Source organism: Collimonas sp. OK412, assembly GCF_900112135.1.
Classification (GTDB): Bacteria; Pseudomonadota; Gammaproteobacteria; order Burkholderiales; family Burkholderiaceae_D; genus Collimonas; species Collimonas rhizosphaerae.
This window is the reverse complement of sequence record NZ_FOLC01000033.1, coordinates 1-19,832: the sequence shown is the minus strand read 5'-3', so window position 1 is coordinate 19,832 and position 19,832 is coordinate 1. Positions and strand designations below refer to the sequence as shown.

The 19,832-nt window shown below is 60.6% G+C and carries 18 protein-coding genes; 5 read left to right on the top strand and 13 right to left on the bottom strand.

Annotation, left to right across the window (positions count from 1 at the left end; all coding sequences use genetic code 11):
* Nucleotides 1-132: 132 nt before the first annotated feature.
* Nucleotides 133-441: an ATP-dependent Clp protease adapter ClpS gene (gene clpS, locus BM062_RS22540; protein WP_014007243.1), complete on the top strand. Its 309-nt coding sequence runs from the start codon at nucleotides 133-135 to the stop codon at nucleotides 439-441.
* Entirely contained in the window at nucleotides 438-2,738 is a 2,301-nt protein-coding gene (gene clpA, locus BM062_RS22535) for an ATP-dependent Clp protease ATP-binding subunit ClpA (protein ID WP_092401238.1), read from the top strand. The genes clpS and clpA overlap by 4 nt, the downstream gene beginning before the upstream one ends.
* A 137-nt stretch (nucleotides 2,739-2,875) precedes the next feature.
* Here clpA and BM062_RS22530 read toward each other — a convergent pair whose 3' ends face one another.
* From BM062_RS22530 to speE, 12 genes are all read right to left on the bottom strand, one after another.
* Entirely contained in the window at nucleotides 2,876-3,958 is a 1,083-nt protein-coding gene (locus BM062_RS22530) for a M48 family metallopeptidase (protein WP_254785218.1), read from the bottom strand.
* Nucleotides 3,959-3,969: 11 nt separating this feature from the next.
* Nucleotides 3,970-4,419 (bottom strand): dUTP diphosphatase, encoded by a 450-nt coding sequence (dut, locus tag BM062_RS22525; protein ID WP_092401233.1) that lies wholly within the window; start codon nucleotides 4,417-4,419, stop codon nucleotides 3,970-3,972.
* A gap of 144 nt (nucleotides 4,420-4,563) precedes the next feature.
* Entirely contained in the window at nucleotides 4,564-5,769 is a 1,206-nt protein-coding gene (coaBC, locus tag BM062_RS22520; protein ID WP_092401230.1) for a bifunctional phosphopantothenoylcysteine decarboxylase/phosphopantothenate--cysteine ligase CoaBC, read from the bottom strand.
* 36 nt (nucleotides 5,770-5,805) lie between these two features.
* Entirely contained in the window at nucleotides 5,806-6,312 is a 507-nt protein-coding gene (gene lspA, locus BM062_RS22515; protein ID WP_092401226.1) for a signal peptidase II, read from the bottom strand.
* Between the two features lie 85 nt (nucleotides 6,313-6,397).
* A complete protein-coding gene (gene ileS, locus BM062_RS22510) occupies nucleotides 6,398-9,307 on the bottom strand; it encodes an isoleucine--tRNA ligase (RefSeq protein WP_092401223.1) in 2,910 nt (969 codons plus the stop codon).
* A gap of 81 nt (nucleotides 9,308-9,388) precedes the next feature.
* Nucleotides 9,389-10,375, bottom strand: a complete 987-nt coding sequence (locus BM062_RS22505; protein WP_092401220.1) for a bifunctional riboflavin kinase/FAD synthetase — start codon at nucleotides 10,373-10,375, stop codon at nucleotides 9,389-9,391.
* Nucleotides 10,376-10,597: 222 nt separating this feature from the next.
* Nucleotides 10,598-11,068 carry a YidB family protein gene (locus BM062_RS22500; RefSeq protein WP_092401217.1) on the bottom strand — a complete coding sequence of 157 codons (471 nt, stop codon included), beginning with the start codon at nucleotides 11,066-11,068 and terminating at the stop codon, nucleotides 10,598-10,600.
* Nucleotides 11,069-11,316: 248 nt separating this feature from the next.
* Entirely contained in the window at nucleotides 11,317-12,042 is a 726-nt protein-coding gene (locus tag BM062_RS22495; RefSeq protein ID WP_092401214.1) for a 16S rRNA (uracil(1498)-N(3))-methyltransferase, read from the bottom strand.
* Nucleotides 12,043-12,055: 13 nt separating this feature from the next.
* Nucleotides 12,056-12,457: a DUF350 domain-containing protein gene (locus BM062_RS22490; RefSeq protein WP_092401211.1), complete on the bottom strand. Its 402-nt coding sequence runs from the start codon at nucleotides 12,455-12,457 to the stop codon at nucleotides 12,056-12,058.
* A gap of 59 nt (nucleotides 12,458-12,516) precedes the next feature.
* The gene (locus tag BM062_RS22485) at nucleotides 12,517-13,662 is read right to left on the bottom strand and encodes a glutathionylspermidine synthase family protein (RefSeq protein ID WP_092401208.1); all 1,146 of its coding nucleotides are present in this window, start codon (nucleotides 13,660-13,662) and stop codon (nucleotides 12,517-12,519) included.
* A gap of 2 nt (nucleotides 13,663-13,664) precedes the next feature.
* The gene (locus tag BM062_RS22480; protein WP_139220165.1) at nucleotides 13,665-14,081 is read right to left on the bottom strand and encodes a hypothetical protein; all 417 of its coding nucleotides are present in this window, start codon (nucleotides 14,079-14,081) and stop codon (nucleotides 13,665-13,667) included.
* A gap of 201 nt (nucleotides 14,082-14,282) precedes the next feature.
* Nucleotides 14,283-15,542, bottom strand: a complete 1,260-nt coding sequence (gene speE / locus BM062_RS22475; RefSeq protein WP_092401300.1) for a polyamine aminopropyltransferase — start codon at nucleotides 15,540-15,542, stop codon at nucleotides 14,283-14,285.
* A 261-nt stretch (nucleotides 15,543-15,803) separates the two neighbouring features.
* Here speE and tkt point away from each other — a divergent pair, with 261 nt between their 5' ends.
* The 3 genes from tkt to gap are packed head-to-tail and all read left to right on the top strand — an operon-like array spanning nucleotide 15,804 to nucleotide 19,438.
* Nucleotides 15,804-17,798, top strand: a complete 1,995-nt coding sequence (gene tkt / locus BM062_RS22470) for a transketolase (RefSeq protein ID WP_092401202.1) — start codon at nucleotides 15,804-15,806, stop codon at nucleotides 17,796-17,798.
* Complete coding sequence (locus BM062_RS22465) at nucleotides 17,795-18,370, top strand: GNAT family N-acetyltransferase (RefSeq protein ID WP_092401199.1); 576 nt, start codon at nucleotides 17,795-17,797, stop codon at nucleotides 18,368-18,370. The genes tkt and BM062_RS22465 overlap by 4 nt, the downstream gene beginning before the upstream one ends.
* A 54-nt stretch (nucleotides 18,371-18,424) precedes the next feature.
* Nucleotides 18,425-19,438, top strand: coding sequence for a type I glyceraldehyde-3-phosphate dehydrogenase (gene gap / locus BM062_RS22460; RefSeq protein ID WP_014007231.1), 1,014 nt, complete (start codon nucleotides 18,425-18,427; stop codon nucleotides 19,436-19,438).
* A 123-nt stretch (nucleotides 19,439-19,561) separates the two neighbouring features.
* On the opposite strand, the gene BM062_RS26040 is transcribed toward gap, so the two are convergent.
* Nucleotides 19,562-19,832 (bottom strand): transposase (locus BM062_RS26040; RefSeq protein ID WP_254785217.1); only part of this gene is annotated, 271 nt, incomplete at its 5' end.

Below are 19,832 nucleotides of genomic sequence, written 5' to 3'. Positions count from 1 at the left end.
TTTTTTTGCTCTTGATTTAATCTCTTCTATCGTCATCTGCATAGCAATCGGAAAACGCGTAATATCGTTATAAGCAATATTTTATTCTGTGTCGCGCGTTGCGCATTTGGCGGAAGGTTTTAGAATAGGCGCATGGTAACCAAGCACGAAGACGGGACAGTAGCGACGCGACAAGAGCAAAAGCTCAAGCCGCCCCCCATGTATCAAGTATTTTTGCTCAATGACGACTACACTCCAATGGAGTTCGTGGTCGCCATCCTGCAGGAATACTTCAACAAGGATCGTGAAGCCGCAACGCAGATAATGTTGAAGGTGCATCGCGATGGCAAAGGCATGTGTGGGGTATATCCGAAAGATATCGCTTCCACCAAGGTTGAACTGGTATTAACGCACGCACGCAAAGCAGGGCATCCCCTGCAATGCATGATGGAGGAAGCATGATTGCGCAGGAACTGGAAGTAAGTTTGCACATGGCGTTTGTCGAGGCACGACAAGCAAGGCACGAGTTCATCACGGTTGAACACCTGCTGCTGGCTCTGCTAGACAACCCGTCCGCGGCAGAGGTGCTGCGTGCGTGTGCGGTCAACATTGATGATATGCGCAAGACGCTGACCATCTTCATTGGCGACAACACACCGACGGTGCCGGGTTCGAATGAAGTGGACACCCAGCCGACCCTTGGTTTTCAGCGCGTGATCCAGCGCGCCATCATGCATGTGCAATCGGCTTCCAACGGCAAGAAGGAAGTGACCGGCGCCAACGTGCTGGTCGCCATCTTCGGCGAAAAGGATTCGCACGCGGTGTATTACCTGCACCAGCAAGGCGTGACGCGGCTCGACGTGGTGAATTTCATCTCGCACGGAGTGCGCAAGGACCAGCAGGCCGACGCGCAGAAATCTTCCGAAGGTGCGGAAGAAGTGCAGGCCGAAGGCCAGGCCAAGGAAAGTCCGCTTGACCAGTTCACGCAAAACCTGAACAAGCTGGCGACCGAAGGCAAGATCGATCCGCTGATCGGCCGTGAGTACGAGGTCGAACGCGTGATCCAGACCTTGTGCCGGCGCCGCAAGAACAACCCTCTGCTGGTCGGCGAAGCCGGTGTCGGCAAGACCGCGATTGCAGAAGGGCTGGCATGGCGCATCACCCAGGGCGATGTTCCTGAAATCCTGCAAAATGCAATCGTCTATTCGCTCGACATGGGTTCGCTGCTGGCCGGCACCAAGTACCGCGGCGATTTCGAGCAGCGCCTGAAAGCGGTGCTCAAGCAGCTGAAAGACAGCCCGAACGGCATCCTGTTCATCGATGAAATCCACACCATCATCGGCGCCGGTTCTGCCTCGGGCGGCACGCTGGATGCTTCGAACCTGCTGAAACCGGCTTTGTCCAGCGGCCAGCTGAAATGCATCGGCGCGACCACTTACACCGAGTTCCGCGGCGTGTTTGAAAAAGACCATGCCTTGTCGCGCCGTTTCCAGAAAATCGACGTCAACGAACCGACGGTAGAGCAAACCGTGCAGATCCTGCGCGGCCTGAAATCGCGCTTTGAAGAACACCACGGCGTCAAGTATTCGGCCTCCGCGCTCACCAGCGCGGCTGAACTGGCGGCGCGTTTCATCAACGACCGCCATCTGCCTGACAAGGCCATCGACGTGATCGATGAAGCTGGTGCGGCGCAGCGCATCCTGCCGAAGTCGAAGCAGAAAAAGACGATCGGCAAGGGCGAGATCGAAGACATCATCGCCAAGATTGCGCGGATTCCGCCGCAGTCGGTCAACCAGGACGACCGCAGCAAACTGCAAACCATAGACCGCGATTTGCGCAATGTGGTGTTCGGCCAGGATCCGGCGATCGATGCCCTGGCGTCGGCGATCAAGATGGCGCGCGCCGGCCTGGGCAAGACCGACCGCCCGATCGGCTCCTTCCTGTTCTCCGGTCCGACCGGCGTCGGCAAGACCGAGGTGGCCAAGCAGCTGGCGTTCATCCTCGGCATCGACCTGATCCGTTTCGACATGTCCGAATACATGGAGCGTCATGCGGTGAGCCGCCTGATCGGCGCGCCGCCGGGTTATGTCGGGTTCGACCAGGGCGGTTTGCTGACCGAGGCCGTGACCAAGAAACCGCATGCGGTGCTGCTGCTGGATGAAATCGAAAAAGCCCACCCGGACATTTTCAATATCCTGCTGCAAGTGATGGACCACGGCGCATTGACCGACAATAACGGACGCAAGGCGGATTTCCGCAACGTGATCATCATCATGACCACCAATGCCGGCGCGGAAAGCCTGCAAAAACGTTCGATCGGCTTTACCGACAAGAAAGAAGCCGGCGATGAGATGGCGGATATCAAGCGTATGTTTACGCCGGAATTCCGTAATCGCATCGATTCCATCATCAGCTTCCATGCACTGGACGAAGAAGTCATCCTGCGCGTGGTCGACAAGTTCCTGATGCAGCTGGAAGAGCAGCTGCACGAGAAGAAGGTGGAAGCGATCTTCACCGAAAACTTGCGCAAGTTCCTGGCCAAGAAGGGCTTCGACCCGCTGATGGGCGCGCGGCCGATGGCGCGCCTGATCCAGGACATGATCCGCAAGGCGCTGGCCGACGAACTGTTGTTCGGCAAGCTGGTGACCGGTGGCCGCGTAACTGTCGATCTTGACGACAAGGACCTGATCAGCCTGGACTTTGCAGAAAAGGATTCGTCCTCGCCTGCGGCCCCTGAAGAAACTGTCGAAGTCGAATAAGCAAGCCGATACTGCCGGGCGTTTGCCTGGCATGTTAAAAAAGCCTGAATGCACGCAAGTGATTCAGGCTTTTTTTATGGTCGCCGCCGCATTCGGCATTGGGCAGCGCTCCATCGCCGCAACGATGGAGCGTCTGGTCATGGCTGTATGGTGGTTCCGGTCGCCTGCTTGGCCTGGATATCCGAAACCGCCTGCTGGATCGCCGACAGGCGATAGTCCGTGCCGGGATGGATCGCGGTATAACCGTTGAGCACGCTGGCCGGATAGCTGCTCGCCAGCCGCTGCCAGAAAGCCGCGGCATCGTCGACCTTGTAGCCGGCGCGCGCAACCATGTACAGCGACAGCTTGTCGGCCGCCGCATCCAGTTGCTGCGGGTACGGCTTGACGCCGGCCATGCCGTTCAGCGCGGCGGTATCCGGCTTCAGGCGGATCAGGTTGTCGATGACGCCGGTCATGGTGGCGGTATTGCGCTGGCGCGATGGGTGGGTCAGCGTGTTGTGCGCCATTTCCTTGGCGATCACCAGCGCCAGTTCATCGTCGCTCTTGGTGTATTTCATCATGCCGCTGCTGATCAGCACACGCCGGCCGTCAGCATAGCTGATCACATTCTCGGTATTGCCGAGTTCGATGCCGAAGGCGCAAGCACGGGTCAAAGGGATGTTCAGGACCTGGTTGCCGCCGCTGCGCGCAATGGTGACCTTGATGCTGTTGCGGCCGTTGACCAGCGGACCGAGCAGCAAGGCAGTCTGGCGCTCGGCGTCGGCGCCGGTCGGCACCGGCTTGTCCTGGATGCTGACCAGCAGGTCGCCGCGCTGCAGGCCGACCTTGGCGGCGCCGCTGCCGGCCAGCACGCCGGTCACTTGCAGCTGGTCGCTCAGGCCGAGAGAGCTGGCCGCGTCAATGAATTCAGAGGTATAGGAATATTTTGTCTTGGCGGTGAAACCCAGCAGGTTGCGCGCATTGTTCCGGCACAGCAGGGCATTGTTCACCAGCAAAGGCGCGGCGACGTCGTACAAGCGGTCCTGCAAGCCGATCAAGGCTTTCAATTCCGCCTGTTGCGGCGGCGGCGCAGGCACAGCGGGTTTGGAAGGGACTGGCACGGTTTGCGGCTGGGTGCCGGCAGGCTCCTGCGTGGCACAGGCTGCCAGCAACAGTACTGGCAGCGTTAGCGTTGCACAGCGCATGACTCCCTGCCATCCATTGTTACGCGTCAATCTCATCAATTTCTCCATCAATGTTTTCCGGTGCTGCCGAAGCCGCCTGCGCCGCGTTCGCTGCTCTCGAAATCGGCTACGACATTAAAACGGACACGTGCTACAGGCACGATGATCAATTGCGCCAGCCGGTCCATCGGGTTAAGGGTAAATTCGGTCGTTCCGCGGTTCCAGGTAGAAACCATCAGCTGACCCTGGTAATCAGAGTCGATCAGGCCCACCAGGTTCCCCAGCACGATGCCGTGTTTATGGCCGAGGCCGCTGCGCGGCAGGATCATCGCCGCGTAAGCCGGGTCGCCGATGTGGATCGCCAGGCCGGTCGGGATCAGGTGGGTTTCACCGGGTTTGATCGTCAGCGCGGCATCCAGGCAGGCGCGCAGGTCGAGGCCCGCACTGCCTTCGGTGGCGTAGGCCGGCAGTTGATCTTGCATGCGCGGGTCGAGAATTTTGACGTCGATGATATTCATTGAATTTTGTAACAATCTATAAGTGAAATGATAGAGGCTGGTGCAACAGGCATGGCAGGAATAATCCTGCCCGGTGTTCATCAAGCTGCCGCGGATTTTTCGATGCAAGCCGCCGGCGTTGAAACCGGCAGCGGCATGCAGACGCTAAACAAGACGATCGGCGATTGCTGCAATCAGCTGGCGCGCCAGCTGCTGCTTGCCGGCGCGCGGCAGGTTGGTGTGGCCGCTGGCGTCAAACAATACCAGCTGGTTATCGTCCTTGCCAAACGTGTCATGGCCGATATTGCCCACCAATAGCGGCACGTTTTTCCGCAGCCGCTTGGCCTCGCCATATTGCAGCAGGTTTTCCGATTCGGCCGCAAAACCGACACAGTAAGGCGCTTTCGGCAATGCCGCAACTGCTGCCAGGATATCGGGATTTTGCTCGAACACCAGTTCAGGCGCGCTGCCGTCGGCATTCTTTTTCAGTTTCTGCGGGCTGGCGTTGGCTACCCGCCAGTCGGCTACAGCCGCCACGGCGACGAAGACATCGGTGCGGCTGTCGGCGCCGGCCAGCTGCGCCATCACGATATCGTGCATCTGCTGCGCGGTCTGGACGCTGATGCGGCGCACGCCGTAGGGTGTGGCGAGCGCGGTCGGGCCGGATACCAGGGTGACTTCGGCTCCCGCCTCGTAAGCAGCGCGGGCCACGGCATAGCCCATTTTCCCGGATGAGAGATTGGTGATGCCGCGCACCGGATCTATCGGTTCGAAAGTCGGGCCTGCGGTCAGCAGCAGCCGTTTTCCTTTCAGCAGCTTGGGCTGGAACGAGGCGATCACTTCCGTCAGCAGCTCATGAGCTTCCAGCATGCGGCCCATGCCGACTTCGCCGCAAGCCTGTTCGCCGGCGTCAGGGCCGAGCAGCTGTATGCCGTCGGCCAGCAGTTGCGCCAGGTTGCGCTGGGTTGCCGCGTTTTGCCACATCTCGACATTCATGGCCGGGGCCACCAGCAAGGGCAGCGTCGCCTGGCGCGCCACGCATAGCGTCGACAGCAGGTCGTCGCAGGCGCCATGTGCCAGCTTGAAGATGAAGTCGGCGGAGCAGGGCACGATCACGATGGCGTCGGCGTCGCGGGTGAGGTCGATGTGCGGCATGTTGTTGCCGATGCGCGCATCCCATTGATCGGTAAACACCGGCTTGCCCGACAAGCCCTGCATGGTGACCGGGGTAATGAAGTGGGTTGCCGCCGCGGTCATCACCACTTGCACCGAAGCGCCGGCCTTGATCAGCGCGCGCGCGAATTCGGCCGCCTTGTAGCAGGCGATGCCGCCGGTCAGTCCCAGCACGATTTTTTTACCAGCGAGATCCATGCCTGCTCCTGGAAACGTTATGTATTGGCTACTTGCTTACTTGTTTACGCGCCGCAGCTCATCAATGACAAACAATACCGCACCGACGCAGATCGCGCTATCGGCGATGTTGAAAGCCGGCCAGTGCCAGTTGCGCACGTAGATGTCGAGGAAATCGATCACGTGGCCGTAGGCGATGCGGTCGACCACGTTGCCGATGGCGCCGCCCAGGATCAGCGCCAGCGCAGTGCAGAACATGCGTTGTCCGGCATGGCGTTTCAGCAGGAAAGTGATGAACAGCGCGGCGGCGATGCCGAGCGCGGTGAAAAAGTAGCGTTGCCAGCCCGACTCGGTGGACAGGAAGCTGAACGCGGCACCCTTGTTATACACCAGCACCAGGTTGAAGAAGGAAGTCACCGGCTGCGATTCGCCGTAGCTGAACAGGCGCACGATGGTGATCTTGGTCAGCTGGTCGATCAGCAGCACCAGCGCGGCGATAGCCAGCCATGGCGCCAGGCCGTAGCTGGAAGAAGATGAAGCGGAAGAGCGTTTTTTTGTGGCCATGTCGATTCTTAACTATGTGGCAAAATGCGCAGCCTGCAAGCTTGTAGCCGATTGCAAGCCGCGCCTGGTTAACCTACTTCATCGCTTAAGCAAAATGCCGGTCTTCGCCGCCGCCGAACAGGTTGGCGACGCAGCGTCCGCACAGGCCCGGATGTTCCGGGTGGCTGCCGACGTCGGCCCGGTAATGCCAGCAGCGTTCGCATTTCTGCTGCGCCGACGGCGTGACCACGATCGTTTCTTCGGCTTCCGTCGCCACTTCGGACACTGTAGCGCTGGAGGTGATCAAGACAAATTTCAGGTCGTCGCCCAGGCTGCCGAGCAGCGCATGCTTGGCCGGGGCCGCCTTGATTTCCACCTCCGCCTGCAGCGAAGAACCGATGCCGCCTGCCACTCGCACTTCTTCCAGCTGCTTGGTGACGTCTGCGCGCACCGCGCGTATGGCGTTGAATTTTTCGATCAGGGCCGCGGCGTCGCTGATTTCCGGCAGCGTGTAATAGGTCTGCGTGAAAATGGTTTCATCGCTGGCGGCAAATGCTTCCGGGCTGGCGAAGAACGACCAGGCTTCTTCTGCCGTGAACGACAGCGTCGGCGCCATCACCCGCAGCAGGGCCTGGGTGATATGCCAGATCGCGGTTTGCGCGGAGCGGCGCGCCGACGAACTGACGCCGCTGGTGTACAGGCGGTCTTTCAGGATATCGAGATAGAAGCCGCCGAGATCTTCCGAGCAGTACATCTGCAGCTTCGAGATCACCGGATGGAATTCGTAGGTCTCGTAGTGATTCAGGATGTCGGCCTGCAGCTGCGCCATGCTGGCGATCGCATAGCGGTCGATTTCCAGCAGCTCGGCGATCGGCACCGCATCGGTTGCCGGATTGAAGTCCGAGGTGTTGGCCAGCAGGAAGCGCAAGGTGTTGCGGATGCGGCGGTACGATTCCGTCACGCGCTTGAGGATCTCTTCGGAGATGGTGATTTCGCCGGAATAGTCGCTGGAGGCAACCCACAGGCGCAGGATTTCCGCGCCCAGCGAGTCGGCCACCTTTTGCGGCTCGACGCCGTTCTTCAGCGACTTCGACATCTTGCGGCCTTCGCCGTCGACCACGAAGCCGTGCGTCAGCAGGGCGTTGTACGGCGCGCGGCCATTCAACATGGCCGAGGTCAGCAACGAGGAGTGGAACCAGCCGCGATGCTGGTCCGAGCCTTCCAGGTAGAGGTCGGCCGGGAACTGCAGCTGGCTGGCGTGCGAACCGCGCAATACCGTCTGGTGGGTAGAGCCGGAATCGAACCAGACATCCAGCGTGTCCCTGTTCTTGACATAGTTGACGGCGTCGTCGCCCAGCAGCTCTTTCGGATCCAGCGCCTGCCAGGCTTCGATCCCGCTTTGCTCGACGCGCTGCGCGATCTGTTCCAGCAGTTCAGGCGTGCGCGGATGCAGCTGGCCGCTTTCCTTGTGCACGAAGAAAGCCATCGGCACACCCCATTGGCGCTGGCGCGACAGGGTCCAGTCGGGACGGTTGGCGATCATGCCGTGCAGTCGCGCCTTGCCCCAGGCCGGGAAGAAGGCAGTGTCCTCGATCGCTTGCAGGGCGGTTGCGCGCAGGCTCGGGTGGCCGTCCTTCGGCAGGTTGTCCATGCTGGCGAACCATTGCGACGTGGCGCGGTAGATGATCGGCGTCTTATGGCGCCAGCAATGCATGTAGCTGTGGTCGAACATGACCAGCTTGAACAGCGCGCCGGCTTCTTCCAGCTTGGCGCAGATCGGCTTGGACGCTTCCCAGATGGTCATGCCGGCAAAGAACGGCAGCCAGGATGCAAACTTGCCATCGCCCATGACCGGGCTGATGATGTCGTCATCCTTCATGCCATGCGCCTTGCAGGAGATAAAGTCTTCGATGCCATAGGCCGGCGCCGAGTGCACGATGCCGGTGCCGCTGTCGGTGGTGACGTAGTCGCCCAGGTAGACCGGCGACAGGCGGTTGTAGCCGGGATCGCTGTCGGCCAGCGGATGTTTGAAATTGATGAGCGCCAGCGCTTCGCCTTTGCAGGTGGCGATGATTTTGCCTTCGAGGCCGAACCGCTGCAGCGCGTCTTCGACCAGGTCCTGCGCCAGGATCAGCAGCAGCGCTTCGCCGTTGCGCGCGGTCTGCACCAGCGCGTAGTCGACTTCCGGATGGACGTTGAGCGCCTGGTTGGACGGGATGGTCCATGGCGTGGTGGTCCAGATCACCACGTAGCCTTTATTGGTCGGCAGCGATGGCAGACCGAAGGCCGCAGCCAGCTTTTCGGGCTCGGCGAACGGGAAGCCGACGTCGATCGACGGATCGCGCTTGTCCTGGTATTCCACTTCCGCTTCAGCCAGGGCCGAACCGCAATCGAAGCACCAGTTGACCGGTTTCAGGCCGCGGTACACATAACCTTTTTCCAGGATGGCGCCAAGGGCGCGCAGTTCGTCGGCCTCATTGCCGAAGGCCATGGTCAGATACGGGTTGTCCCATTCGCCCAGCACGCCGAGGCGGATAAAGTCTTTTCTTTGCAGGTCGATCTGTTCATTGGCGTAAGCGCGCGCTTTCGACTGCACTTCGGCCACCGGCAGGTTCTTGCCGTATTTCTTTTCGATCTGGATCTCGATCGGCATGCCGTGGCAATCCCAACCGGGCACGTAAGGCGCATCGAAGCCGGCCATGTTGCGGGCCTTGACGATCATGTCCTTGAGGATCTTGTTGACGGCGTGGCCCAGGTGGATCTCGCCGTTGGCGTAGGGCGGGCCGTCATGCAGGATGAATTTCGGGCGGCCCTTGGAAGCTTTGCGGATCCGTTCGTAGACTTTCTTTTCCTGCCACTGCTTGACCCATTGCGGCTCGCGCTTGGCGAGATCGCCGCGCATGGGGAAAGGCGTCTCGGTCATGTTGACCGGGTATTTGCTTTGCGGCTTATTTTGCGGCTTGCCTTGCGGTTTCGCCGGTTTATTGTTTTCTGGTTTGCTGGTCTGGTCGGACATAATTTTCTTCAGTGGAATTCTGTGGGGCCGGCATATATGTAGGCATAAGCGCAGGCAAGGCGCGAGGAATTGCTGACAGCGTCAAATTCGATCGGTGGCCGAAACCGCCGACAAGTCATGCTGGCCGTGCTGGCGGAAATACGCGCGTGCATTGCTGACATCGCGCGTAATCGCGGCGGTCAGGGTCGGCAAATCGACATATTTCTCTTCGTCGCGCAGTTTTTGCAAAAACTCGACCTGTATCAGCTTGCCGTAGCAATCGCCGGTAAAGTCGAGGATATAACTTTCCAGCAGCACCCGGCCGCTGTCGTCCACGGTGGGGCGGATGCCGATGCTGGCGACCGCCGGCAAAGGCCGGTCGGCCAGGCCATGGACGTTGACCACGAAGATGCCGGACAGCGCCGGCAGTTTATGGTTGACGCGCAGGTTCAGGGTCGGGAAGCCGATGGTGCGGCCGAGCTTCTTGCCATGCACCACATGGCCCGAGATGGAGTACGGATGGCCCAGCAGCGCCCGTGCGTGGCTGAAATCGCCGGCCGCCAGTGCAGCGCGCACCGCCGACGACGATACCCGTGCGCCGTCGTTCATGACAGTCGGCAGGGTCTCGACCTGGAAGCCGTATTTCTTGCCGGCCTCGATCAAGGTCGCGATATTGCCGGCGCGGCGGGCGCCGAAGCAGAAATCTTCGCCGACCATCAGCCATTTCACATGCAGGCCCTCGACCAGTACTTTCTCAATGAAATCCTGGGGCGACATGGCGGCAAAGCTGGCGTTGAAATGTTCGACGATCACGCGGTCTATGCCAGCTTGGGACAGCGACTGCAGCTTGTCGCGCAGGTTGGCGACACGGGTCGGCATATTGCCCGGCTGGCCGGCGCGCTGCGCAAAAAATTCGCGTGGATGCGGCTCGAACGTCATGACCGCGGCATCCAGCCCCAGTTCAGTGGCAGCCTTGCGGACGTGCGCGAGCAGCACCTGGTGGCCGCGATGCACGCCGTCAAAGTTGCCGATAGTGAGCGCGCAAGGCGCACGCGATTCGGCGTTGGGAAGTCCGCGAAATACCTTCATTGAAGTGACCGGAATATTTATTGCCAAAACCCTGCATTATAAATGCTTTCGGCCTCTTGCCCCTGCACGGAAGTCGAACCGCAGCGGATTGCACGATTTTTAATTGATAAAACAGCCATTTTATTGAATTTTGGATACTGAATCAGGAATCCGGGATTGCCATGGCCAAAAAAAATCGCCCCGGAGGGCGATTTTTCTCAATCAGAGATAGCCTGGTTTTGCTTAGGCCGGTTTGTTGCCGCCCAGGAGGCCGCCCAGCAAACTGCCGAGATCGACGCCGCCAGGAGCAGGGCTGGCTTCGCCGTGCGGCGTCAGCTTGTCCACCAGGCCAGGCAGGATCTCCGACAGGTGGCCGGCTGCTTCTGCTGGCGAAATGCCTGCCGCTTGCGCCAGTTCCTGCAGGTGGCCGCCGCCCAGCGCCTGTTGCACCTGGTCTGGCGAGATAGGCTGGTTTTGGCCGGTGCCTATCCATGATTGCACCACCGAACCCAGGCCGGCGCCTTCCAATGCACTGAGCAGGCCGCCGCCGGAACCGGCGTCCGCTCCGGCAGCCTGGCCCGCACCACCACCTTGCAGCGCTTTGAGCAGCATCGGCAATGCAGCCTGGATCAACAGGGCTTGCGTATTATTTCCACCTGCTTGCTGTTGGCCGCCGCCACCGATTGCGCCAAGTACCGAATCCAGCAATCCCATAATATTCTCCTGAGTAAATAATGCGTCAATAATGAACGCGTGATACAACGTCAGCCGTCGAGGCAGGTTGCTGCTCTGTAAATACAAAGCAGTTGAGAAGATCGATCTTACAACGGGCTAAGGGCTTTGAGTAGTTGCGCAACTGAAAACGATTGTGTCTTGACTGCGTTTACCATTCTAGCCAGCGCTTATATTTTTGCTTAGAACAAATTGTAGGATCGATAGAGGCAAGCGCCGGGTTGACGAAACTACATCTCGCCCCAGATCGCGTTGATCGCGGCCAGCGCCGCCAGGCCGGCGGTTTCGGTGCGCAGGATCCGCGGTCCCATCGACAACATCAGCGCGCCTTGGCTGCAGGCCAGGTTTTCTTCGGCTTCCGTGAACCCGCCTTCCGGCCCGATCAGCAGCGCCAGCGCCTGCGGCGGCTGGTGGCGCGCCCAGTCCGACAGCGATTGCTCGCCGCGCGGCGACAGCAGGATGCGTTTGTGCAGGTCCTGCTGTTGGACCCAGTCGTTGAAAGGACTGAGGCTGGACAGGGTAGGCAGGCGGTTGCGGCCGCTCTGTTCGGCGGCGGCGACGATCACCGCTTGCCAGTGGTTCTGTTTCTTCTCGGCGCGCTCGCTGTTGAGGCGCACTACGCAGCGCTGCGCCGCCAGCGGCTGGATTGCCGCGACCCCGAGTTCGACGGCTTTTTCGATGATCCAGTCCAGTTTCGACGACTCCGGCAGCGCCTGGGCCAGCGTGATCGCATACGGCAGCTCCGCCTCGCGCGGCGAGAAAGTCTTGATCTCGACACCGACGCGCTTTTTTTCAATGCTGCTGATGGTGGCGGTGTATTCGCCGCCTTCACCGTTGAACAGGGTGACGGGCGCCGCCGGCCCCAGCCGCAGCACCAGCAGGTGATGGGCGACGGCTTCCGGCAACGCCAGCTGCTGGCCGATTTCGAGCGGGGTAGGAACGTAAAAACGAGGCACGGAAAATCCTTAATCAATAAGTCATGCAGGCGGCATTCAACAAGCCCAGGCCAAGACTTACTGTACCAAGAAAGACGCCGGATGCGATCTTGTTTTCGGGAATATCGGCCAGCAGCGTCGGCAGCAGCAGCTTGACGATCAGGAAAGCCAGCAACTGCACCACCAGGGCCACCACACCCCACACCAGCATGTCGAGCAGGTTGACGCTGTTCGCTATGGCTGACGCCAAGGCCGCGATATAGCCGAGCAAGGCGCCGGCCAGGCTGGCGGCGGCTGCGTGATTGCCGGCGCGGATCAGGCGCAGTTCATGATAGGGCGTGATGAAAATATACACCACGAAAAATATCGCCACCAGCAACAGTGCGAGTCCGAAGTGAGACAGGAAGGCCGGCAGGCCGACGGGGAGAAAGTTCATAAGATCAGTGCTCCTGGTATCAAGGGGAGGGAACGTGCTTCAAATTTGCTGTTTGATCGTCAGTCGACAAAATAATGCGGCACGAAGCGGCTGGTGTCCTTGGTGATCAGCGACACGTCTTCGCGGATGCCGATGCCGGCCGGGGTGTCGCCTACCACCCAGGAACCGACCGAAGTGTAGGCTGGCGTGATGCCGTCGTCGAATTTCGGCTGCGCGGCAAATGCCTGGTAGATATAGCCCTCGGCGCCATATTGGCCCGGCTGGTGGTGGACTTCGCCGCTGGCATAGATCGTGATGTTTTCGCCCTCGCGCGAATACAGCGGCTTCTTCACAAAATCGCCGCTGATGCGCCAGGCGTCGAAGAACGCCGGCAGCAGGTTGGGGTGGCCGGGAAACAGTTCCCACAGCACCGGCAGGATGGCCTTGTTGGACAGCACCATCTTCCAGGCCGGTTCGATCAGGCGCAGCGGCCGCGCCAGCAGGTGTTCGGCAAACGCTTCGCGGCACAGCCATTCCCACGGATAAAGCTTGAACAGGTTGTCTATCTTCAGGTCGAAGTCGTCGACAAATTCCGCGTGCCGGTCGTCCCAGCCGATATGTTCGATGGCTAGCTGTTTGGTGGCGAAACCGGCCTGGATTGCGGTGTCGCGCAGGTAAGCCAGGTTGCCTTCGTCCTCCTCATGGCCGCCGATGCAGGCGAAGTGCAGTAAGCCTTTGCTGTGATGGTCGCGGGCCAGGGTTTGCCACTGGGCGATCAGTTTTTCATGGAGGGAGTTGAACTGGTCCGCTTGCGGGAACACGTCTTGCAGCCAATACCATTGCGCCACGCTGGATTCCACCAGCCCGGTCGGGGTATCGGCGTTGTACTCCAGCATTTTGGGCGGACTGCGGCCGTCCCAGGACAAGTCGAAGCGTCCGTACAGGGAAAATTCTTTTTCGCGCCAGCTTTCTTCGACCAGCGCCCAGAACGGCTGCGGAATGGCGAACTGTTCCAGCCGTTCGTGCGCGATCACATGCTCGACCGCCTGCAGCGCCATCTGGTGCAATTCGCTGGTGGCGTCTTCGACCGCATCGATCTGCGCCGCGGTGAAGCGATAGGCGTAGCGCTCGTCCCAATACAGGTCGTCGATCGAGTGGTAGGTAAAGCCGAGCGATTCGAATTGTTCTTGCCAGTTGCTGCGCGGCGTCAGGCTTTCGCGAATCATGTTCAGCCGCCGGCGGAGGAGATGTGGGCGCCGCCGAAGCCGCCGCGCGACACGCTGCGGCCGACCGAGTGGTTGCTCTCGCCGCCGCTGCCAGTCAAGCCAAAACTGTTGCCGCCGCTGCGTGCGCTGCGTTGCGCGCTTGCGCGTTCGCCTTCGTCGTAACTGGGACCGTAGTAGCGGCCGTAGTAAGTGCCGCCGTGGCTGCCTCCTGAGCTGCCGCCCGATGCCGGCTGGCACAGCTCGGGACGTCCCCAGTCTTTCTTGCAATCGTCCTGGCTGGCGTATTCGTCGCGCGCCTGTCGTGGACTGCAGCCTGCGATCAGCGCCGAGGCCGCCAGCACCAGCGGCACGGCGCGGCTCTTGCGGGCCGGTGGCGCGGCAGTTTCGGGGATTTGCTTCAAAAGACCGGTGGTTGGCAAGACGCTCTCCATATCAGGCAACGATGAATTTGCAGCAACATGCTAGTGAACTGTAACAACCAATTCAGAAGTGCCTGTCACGTACCCGACCCGCATGGCGGCGTTGCACATGCTCGCAATAGCTCGCTATTGCTCCGCTGTGCGCCTTGCCCTGCGTGCCGGGTACGCGCCCTTCACTCCTGAATCGGCTGTTACAGTCCACTAAGCGCCCAGATTCTGCACGAAATTGGGTAAGGCGAATAGTGCCGAATGGACATTTTCGTTGTAGTACTGGAGTTCGCCCAGTGCTCTTTCCCGCAAGCGGCTTGCCGCCGCCCGGCTGTCCAGCTGCAGCGGATCGAGGCTGTCGCTGGCAATCGCCATGCCCCACAGCGCGCCATACAGCGGCACGTGCACGGTATAGGGATGGACCTTGCTGAAGACGCTGCCGAGACGCTGGCGCAGCAACGCGAATCGTTGCGGGTGGTGGAACGGGCTGCCCAGGTGCATCACCAGCGCGCCGCCCGGGTTGAGCAAGGCGCGGCAGGCATGCAGGAATCCGAGGGTGTAGCAATCGGCTGCCAGCGCGCCGCCGTCGGCGCCTTGCGGATCGGTCAGGTCAAGCAGGATCAGGTCGTAACGCAGGTTGGCAGCAGCGGCGAGCGCCGCTTCCTGTACGTAGGCAAAACCGTCCTGGGCGACATGGCGCAGCCGCGCATCGTCCAGCGCTCCTCGATGGACCGATTGCAGGTGCTGGCGTGCCGCCTGGATCACCGCAGGATCTATTTCGCACAAGGTCAGCTGTTCTATCGACGGATGCTTGAGCAGTTCTTCGCTGCTGCCGCCGTCGCCGCCGCCGACGATCAAGGCGCGGCGCGGGTGCGGGTGGCTGAGCGCGGCCGGATGGACCAGGCATTCGTGATAGAAAAATTCGTCGCGCTCGGAAGTCATGTAGGCGCCGTCCAGCCGCATCACTTTGCCGAATTCGGCGGACTCGGCGATTTCTATGCGCTGGAACGGCGATTGCAGTTGCACCAGCGGCGGCGCCAGTTGCGTGCCGTAGGCGGTATGGGGCGTGAGCTGCTCCAGCGCCAGGGTCTGGTTGTCGGCGCCGCTGCCGCGTTGCAGGCGGTGGGTTTGCCAGCGGGCCGGCGCGAAGCCGGCGACCAGGGCGTCCAGCAAGCCGCTGGCCTTGGCGCTGTTGTCTTCCGTGAAATTGCAGACATACACGTCCAGGGTCACCGCCTGGCGTTCGGGCCAGGTATGGATCGCCAGGTGCGATTCGGCCAGCAGCAGGGCGCAGGTAACGCCGGCGGCGCTGCCGTCGGCGGCCTGGAACGGGTGGAATTTTTCTCCGACCACGGTCAGCCCCGAACGCAGGGTTTGTTCCATGACGAACTCGCGCAGCTGGATCGGGTCTAGCAACAAGCCCGGGGAGCAGCTGCAGTCGTAACAGTCAGCCGTCAGATGTAAACCTTGCATGGTGCGATCAATGGAAAGATATTGGGGACAGGTGATTGGATGTGAGAATTGCAACAAAACAACGCGATCCGGCTTCGGTGCGGTCACGCGCTTCATGCGGTGCGGCAGCATTTTACCGCCCCAGCACGGGAGAGATGCGCCGATTTGAACCGGAATCGACTGCATTTTGGTAAAATATCGGCCTTTGTGGGCTGTTTCGCTGCTTTTCGCCCGTCAACCGCTTTCCAACCGATCTTCAACTGCTGCCTACCTGCTCACACCATGACTTCCACACTCCCGACTACCAAGATGGCCAATGCAATCCGCGCGCTGGCAATGGACGCTGTACAGAAAGCCAACTCCGGCCATCCCGGCATGCCGATGGGCATGGCAGAAATCGCAGTCGCCTTGTGGGCCAAGCACTACCGTCATAATCCGGCCAATCCGCACTGGTTCAACCGTGACCGGTTTGTGTTGTCGAACGGTCATGGTTCGATGCTGCAGTACGCCTTGCTGCACTTGACCGGCTACGACCTGCCGATAGACGAACTGCGCAATTTCCGCCAGATGCATTCGAAGACGCCGGGACATCCTGAAGTCGACGTCACGCCAGGCATAGAAACCACCACCGGTCCGCTCGGCCAGGGCCTGACCAATGCGGTCGGCATGGCGCTGGCGGAAAAACTGCTGTCGGCGGAATTCAACCGCGCCAATTTCCCGGTGGTCGACCATTACACCTACACGTTCGTCGGCGACGGCTGCCTGATGGAAGGCATTTCGCACGAAGCCTGTTCGCTGGCCGGCACGCTGCGCCTGTCGAAACTGATCGCGCTCTACGATGACAACGGCATCTCGATCGACGGCCACGTCGAAGGCTGGTTCAAGGACGACACCCCGATGCGTTTCGAAGCCTACGGCTGGAACGTGATCCGCGCCGTCGACGGCCACAATGTCGAAGCTGTCAGCGCCGCCATCCACCAGGCCAAGCTGTCCGACAAGCCGACCCTGATCTGCTGCAAGACCGTGATCGGCAAGGGTTCGCCGAACCTGGCCGGCACCGACAAGGTGCACGGCGCGGCATTGGGCGACAAGGAAATCGCCGCTGTGCGCGAAGCCCTGGGCTGGACTTACCCGCCGTTTGAAATCCCGGAAGACGTCTACGCCGCCTGGGACGCCAAGCCGCAAGGCAAGCAGTTCGAAGGCGACTGGAACGCGCTGTTCGCCGCTTACGCTGCCGAATATCCGCAGCAGGCCGCTGAATTCACGCGCCGCATGAAGGGCGAGCTGCCGGGCAATTTTGAGCAGGTCGCGAGCGACTATGTCGCCAGCTGCGTCGCCAAGAAAGAAACCATCGCTACCCGCAAAGCCAGCCAGAACGCAATCCAGGCGCTGGCGCCGGTGCTGCCGGAATTCCTCGGCGGTTCGGCCGACCTGACCGGTTCCAACCTGACCAACTGGAAAGAATCGGTGCCGGTCCGTGCCGACCAGCCGGGCAACCACATCAACTACGGCGTGCGCGAATTCGGCATGAGCGCCATGATCAACGGCATCGCCCTGCACGGCGGCTACATCCCGTTCGGCGCTACCTTCCTGACCTTCTCCGACTACAGCCGCAATGCACTGCGCATGGCGGCGCTGATGAAGATCCGTTCGATCTTCGTGTTCACCCACGATTCGATCGGCCTGGGCGAAGACGGCCCGACCCACCAGTCGGTCGAACACGTGTCGAGCCTGCGCCTGATTCCGCAGCTGGACAACTGGCGTCCGTGCGACACGGTTGAATCGGCGGTAGCATGGGAGCAGGCGGTAAAACGCAAGAACGGCCCAAGCACGCTGATTTTCTCGCGCCAGAACCTGCAATACCAGGAACGCGATGCGGCCCAGATCGCCGCCATCAAGCGCGGCGCTTACATCTTGAAAGATGCGCCGGACGCCAAGGCAATCCTGATCGCTACCGGCTCCGAAGTGGAACTGGCGATGCAATCCGCGGCAGCGCTGGCCCAGGAAGGCATTGCAGTGCGCGTGGTGTCCATGCCTTGCGCCGATGTCTTCGACCGCCAGGAAGCGGCCTACAAGGCCAGCGTATTGCAGCGCGGCCTGCCGCGCGTGGCGATCGAAGCGGGCGTGACAGCGTTCTGGCACAAGTATGTCGGCCTGGAAGGCGCGGTGGTCGGCATCGACACCTTCGGCGAATCGGCTCCGGCTCCTGTACTGTTCAAGCATTTCGGCTTCACTGTTGAAAACGTCGTCGCCAAGACCAAGTTGATACTGGCATGAATGTAAGGGAAGTCAAGAAGGCCAAGGGTCTCGACATCACCAACATCGTTGGCGATGTCGTCATCCGCCGCGCCACGGTCGCCGATGCGTCGGTGATCGCGGCAGTGCGCATCGACAGCTGGCGCGCCACTTACCGCGGCATCATTCCAGATGACTACCTGGACGGCATGAAGGTTGAAGACAGCACCGCCATCTGGAGCCGCATCCTGTCGGCGACGTCGAGTGCGGCCAATGTGTTCGTGGCCGAAGTCGATGGCGAGGTGCTCGGGTTTGCAGCCGGCATGACGCTCAAGGAAGCCAAGCTCGGCTACGACTCCGAGCTGACTGCCATCTATCTGGAACCGTCGGTGCAGCGCGCCGGCATCGGCCGCCGCCTGGTGGCCCACGTGGCGGCAACGCTGGCCAGCGCCGGCGCCAACAACATGCTGGTGTGGGTGCTGGCGGAAAACCGCCAGGCGCGGCAGTTTTACGAAATGCTGGGGGCCGAGCTGCTGGTGGAGCAGCCGTTCAGCTGGGACGGCCTGGATTTGCAGGAAGCCGGCTATGGCTGGCGTACCATTAGGGTCAGTTGAAACGTGTGTGATGTAGTTGCAATAAATTCATTGTTAATACCTTAGGAGAAAAGCATGACTATCCGCGTCGCCATCAATGGCTATGGCCGCATCGGCCGCAACATCCTTCGCGCCCATTACGAAGGCGGCAAAAAGCATGACATCGAGATCGTCGCCATCAACGACCTCGGCGACTCAAAAACCAATGCCCACCTGACCCAGTACGATACCGCCCACGGCAAGTTCCCTGGCACTGTCACGGTCGACGGCGATTTCATCGTGGTCAACGGCGACCGCATCAAGGTGCTGGCGCAGCGCAACCCGGCCGAACTGCCATGGGGCGAGCTGGGCGTTGACGTCGTGCTGGAATGCACCGGCTTCTTCACCACCAAGGAAAAGGCCAGCGCCCACATCAAGGGCGGCGCCAAGAAAGTCATCATCTCGGCGCCTGGCGGCAAGGATGTCGACGCCACCGTCGTGTTCGGCGTCAACCATGGCGTGCTGAAAGCCAGCGACACCGTGATCTCCAACGCTTCCTGCACCACCAACTGCCTGGCGCCGCTGGTCAAGCCGCTGAACGACAAGATCGGCGTGCTGAACGGCCTGATGACTACCGTTCACTCCTACACCAACGACCAGGTGCTGACCGACGTCTATCACGAAGACTTGCGCCGCGCCCGTTCCGCCACCATGAGCATGATCCCGGCCAAGACCGGCGCTGCGGCAGCGGTCGGCCTGGTGCTGCCTGAGCTGAACGGCAAGCTGGACGGTTTCGCGATCCGCGTGCCGACCATCAACGTTTCGCTGGTCGACCTGTCGTTTGTCGCCGCGCGCGACACGACTGTCGATGAAGTCAACGCGATCATGAAAGATGCCTCGGAAAACGGCGCCTTGAAGGGCCTGCTGACTTACAACGTCGAGCCGCTGGTGTCGGTCGATTTCAACCACAACCCGGCGTCGTCGAATTTCGACTCCACGCTGACCAAGGTTTCCGGCCGCCTGGTGAAGGTGTCGAGCTGGTACGACAACGAGTGGGGTTTCTCGAACCGCATGCTGGACACCACGGTTGCACTGGTGAACGCCAAGTAAGACCTTGGTTTTGCTTGGATGATGAAAAAGCCCCGCTCATTAACTGAGCGGGGCTCAGGTTGCTGACGAACCCACCATTTTTTGGTGGGTTTTATTTTTTGTGGGTCGAATTAAGGCGTGGGCTTAAAAAACAGGCGATCGGCAGAAGAAAGCGTCATGCAAGAGGAAATGGCGCATCAAGGCGTATGTGCGGTCGAAATGGACGTTTAAAGAAGCTAAAAGCCGCGCCAGCAGCAGCGCGATCTTCTTCATATTCTGGCAAGCAGCCCCCAGTAGACATTGCTCGGCAAGCTTGCGCAAGCCACGCATCTTTGCGTAGCGATGACCATGCAATTGCTTGGCGTCGGCGAAGCTGCGTTCCACCGTTTCCTTGCGTCGCGCGTAAATACGCTTG

Excerpts from the sequence above, each read along its gene's own strand:
- coaBC (WP_092401230.1), bottom strand. The coding sequence starts at position 5,769 with ATGGATCTCGCTGGTAAAAAAATCGTGCTGGGACTGACCGGCGGCATC.
- clpS (WP_014007243.1), top strand. The coding sequence starts at position 133 with ATGGTAACCAAGCACGAAGACGGGACAGTAGCGACGCGACAAGAGCAA.
- tkt (WP_092401202.1), top strand. The coding sequence starts at position 15,804 with ATGACTTCCACACTCCCGACTACCAAGATGGCCAATGCAATCCGCGCG.
- dut (WP_092401233.1), bottom strand. The coding sequence starts at position 4,419 with ATGAATATCATCGACGTCAAAATTCTCGACCCGCGCATGCAAGATCAA.
- BM062_RS22485 (WP_092401208.1), bottom strand. The coding sequence starts at position 13,662 with ATGATTCGCGAAAGCCTGACGCCGCGCAGCAACTGGCAAGAACAATTC.
- BM062_RS22505 (WP_092401220.1), bottom strand. The coding sequence starts at position 10,375 with ATGAAGGTATTTCGCGGACTTCCCAACGCCGAATCGCGTGCGCCTTGC.
- speE (WP_092401300.1), bottom strand. The coding sequence starts at position 15,542 with ATGCAAGGTTTACATCTGACGGCTGACTGTTACGACTGCAGCTGCTCC.
- BM062_RS22500 (WP_092401217.1), bottom strand. The coding sequence starts at position 11,068 with ATGGGATTGCTGGATTCGGTACTTGGCGCAATCGGTGGCGGCGGCCAA.
- gap (WP_014007231.1), top strand. The coding sequence starts at position 18,425 with ATGACTATCCGCGTCGCCATCAATGGCTATGGCCGCATCGGCCGCAAC.
- BM062_RS22490 (WP_092401211.1), bottom strand. The coding sequence starts at position 12,457 with ATGAACTTTCTCCCCGTCGGCCTGCCGGCCTTCCTGTCTCACTTCGGA.
- lspA (WP_092401226.1), bottom strand. The coding sequence starts at position 6,312 with ATGGCCACAAAAAAACGCTCTTCCGCTTCATCTTCTTCCAGCTACGGC.
- BM062_RS22530 (WP_254785218.1), bottom strand. The coding sequence starts at position 3,958 with ATGAGATTGACGCGTAACAATGGATGGCAGGGAGTCATGCGCTGTGCA.
- clpA (WP_092401238.1), top strand. The coding sequence starts at position 438 with ATGATTGCGCAGGAACTGGAAGTAAGTTTGCACATGGCGTTTGTCGAG.
- BM062_RS22465 (WP_092401199.1), top strand. The coding sequence starts at position 17,795 with ATGAATGTAAGGGAAGTCAAGAAGGCCAAGGGTCTCGACATCACCAAC.
- ileS (WP_092401223.1), bottom strand. The coding sequence starts at position 9,307 with ATGTCCGACCAGACCAGCAAACCAGAAAACAATAAACCGGCGAAACCG.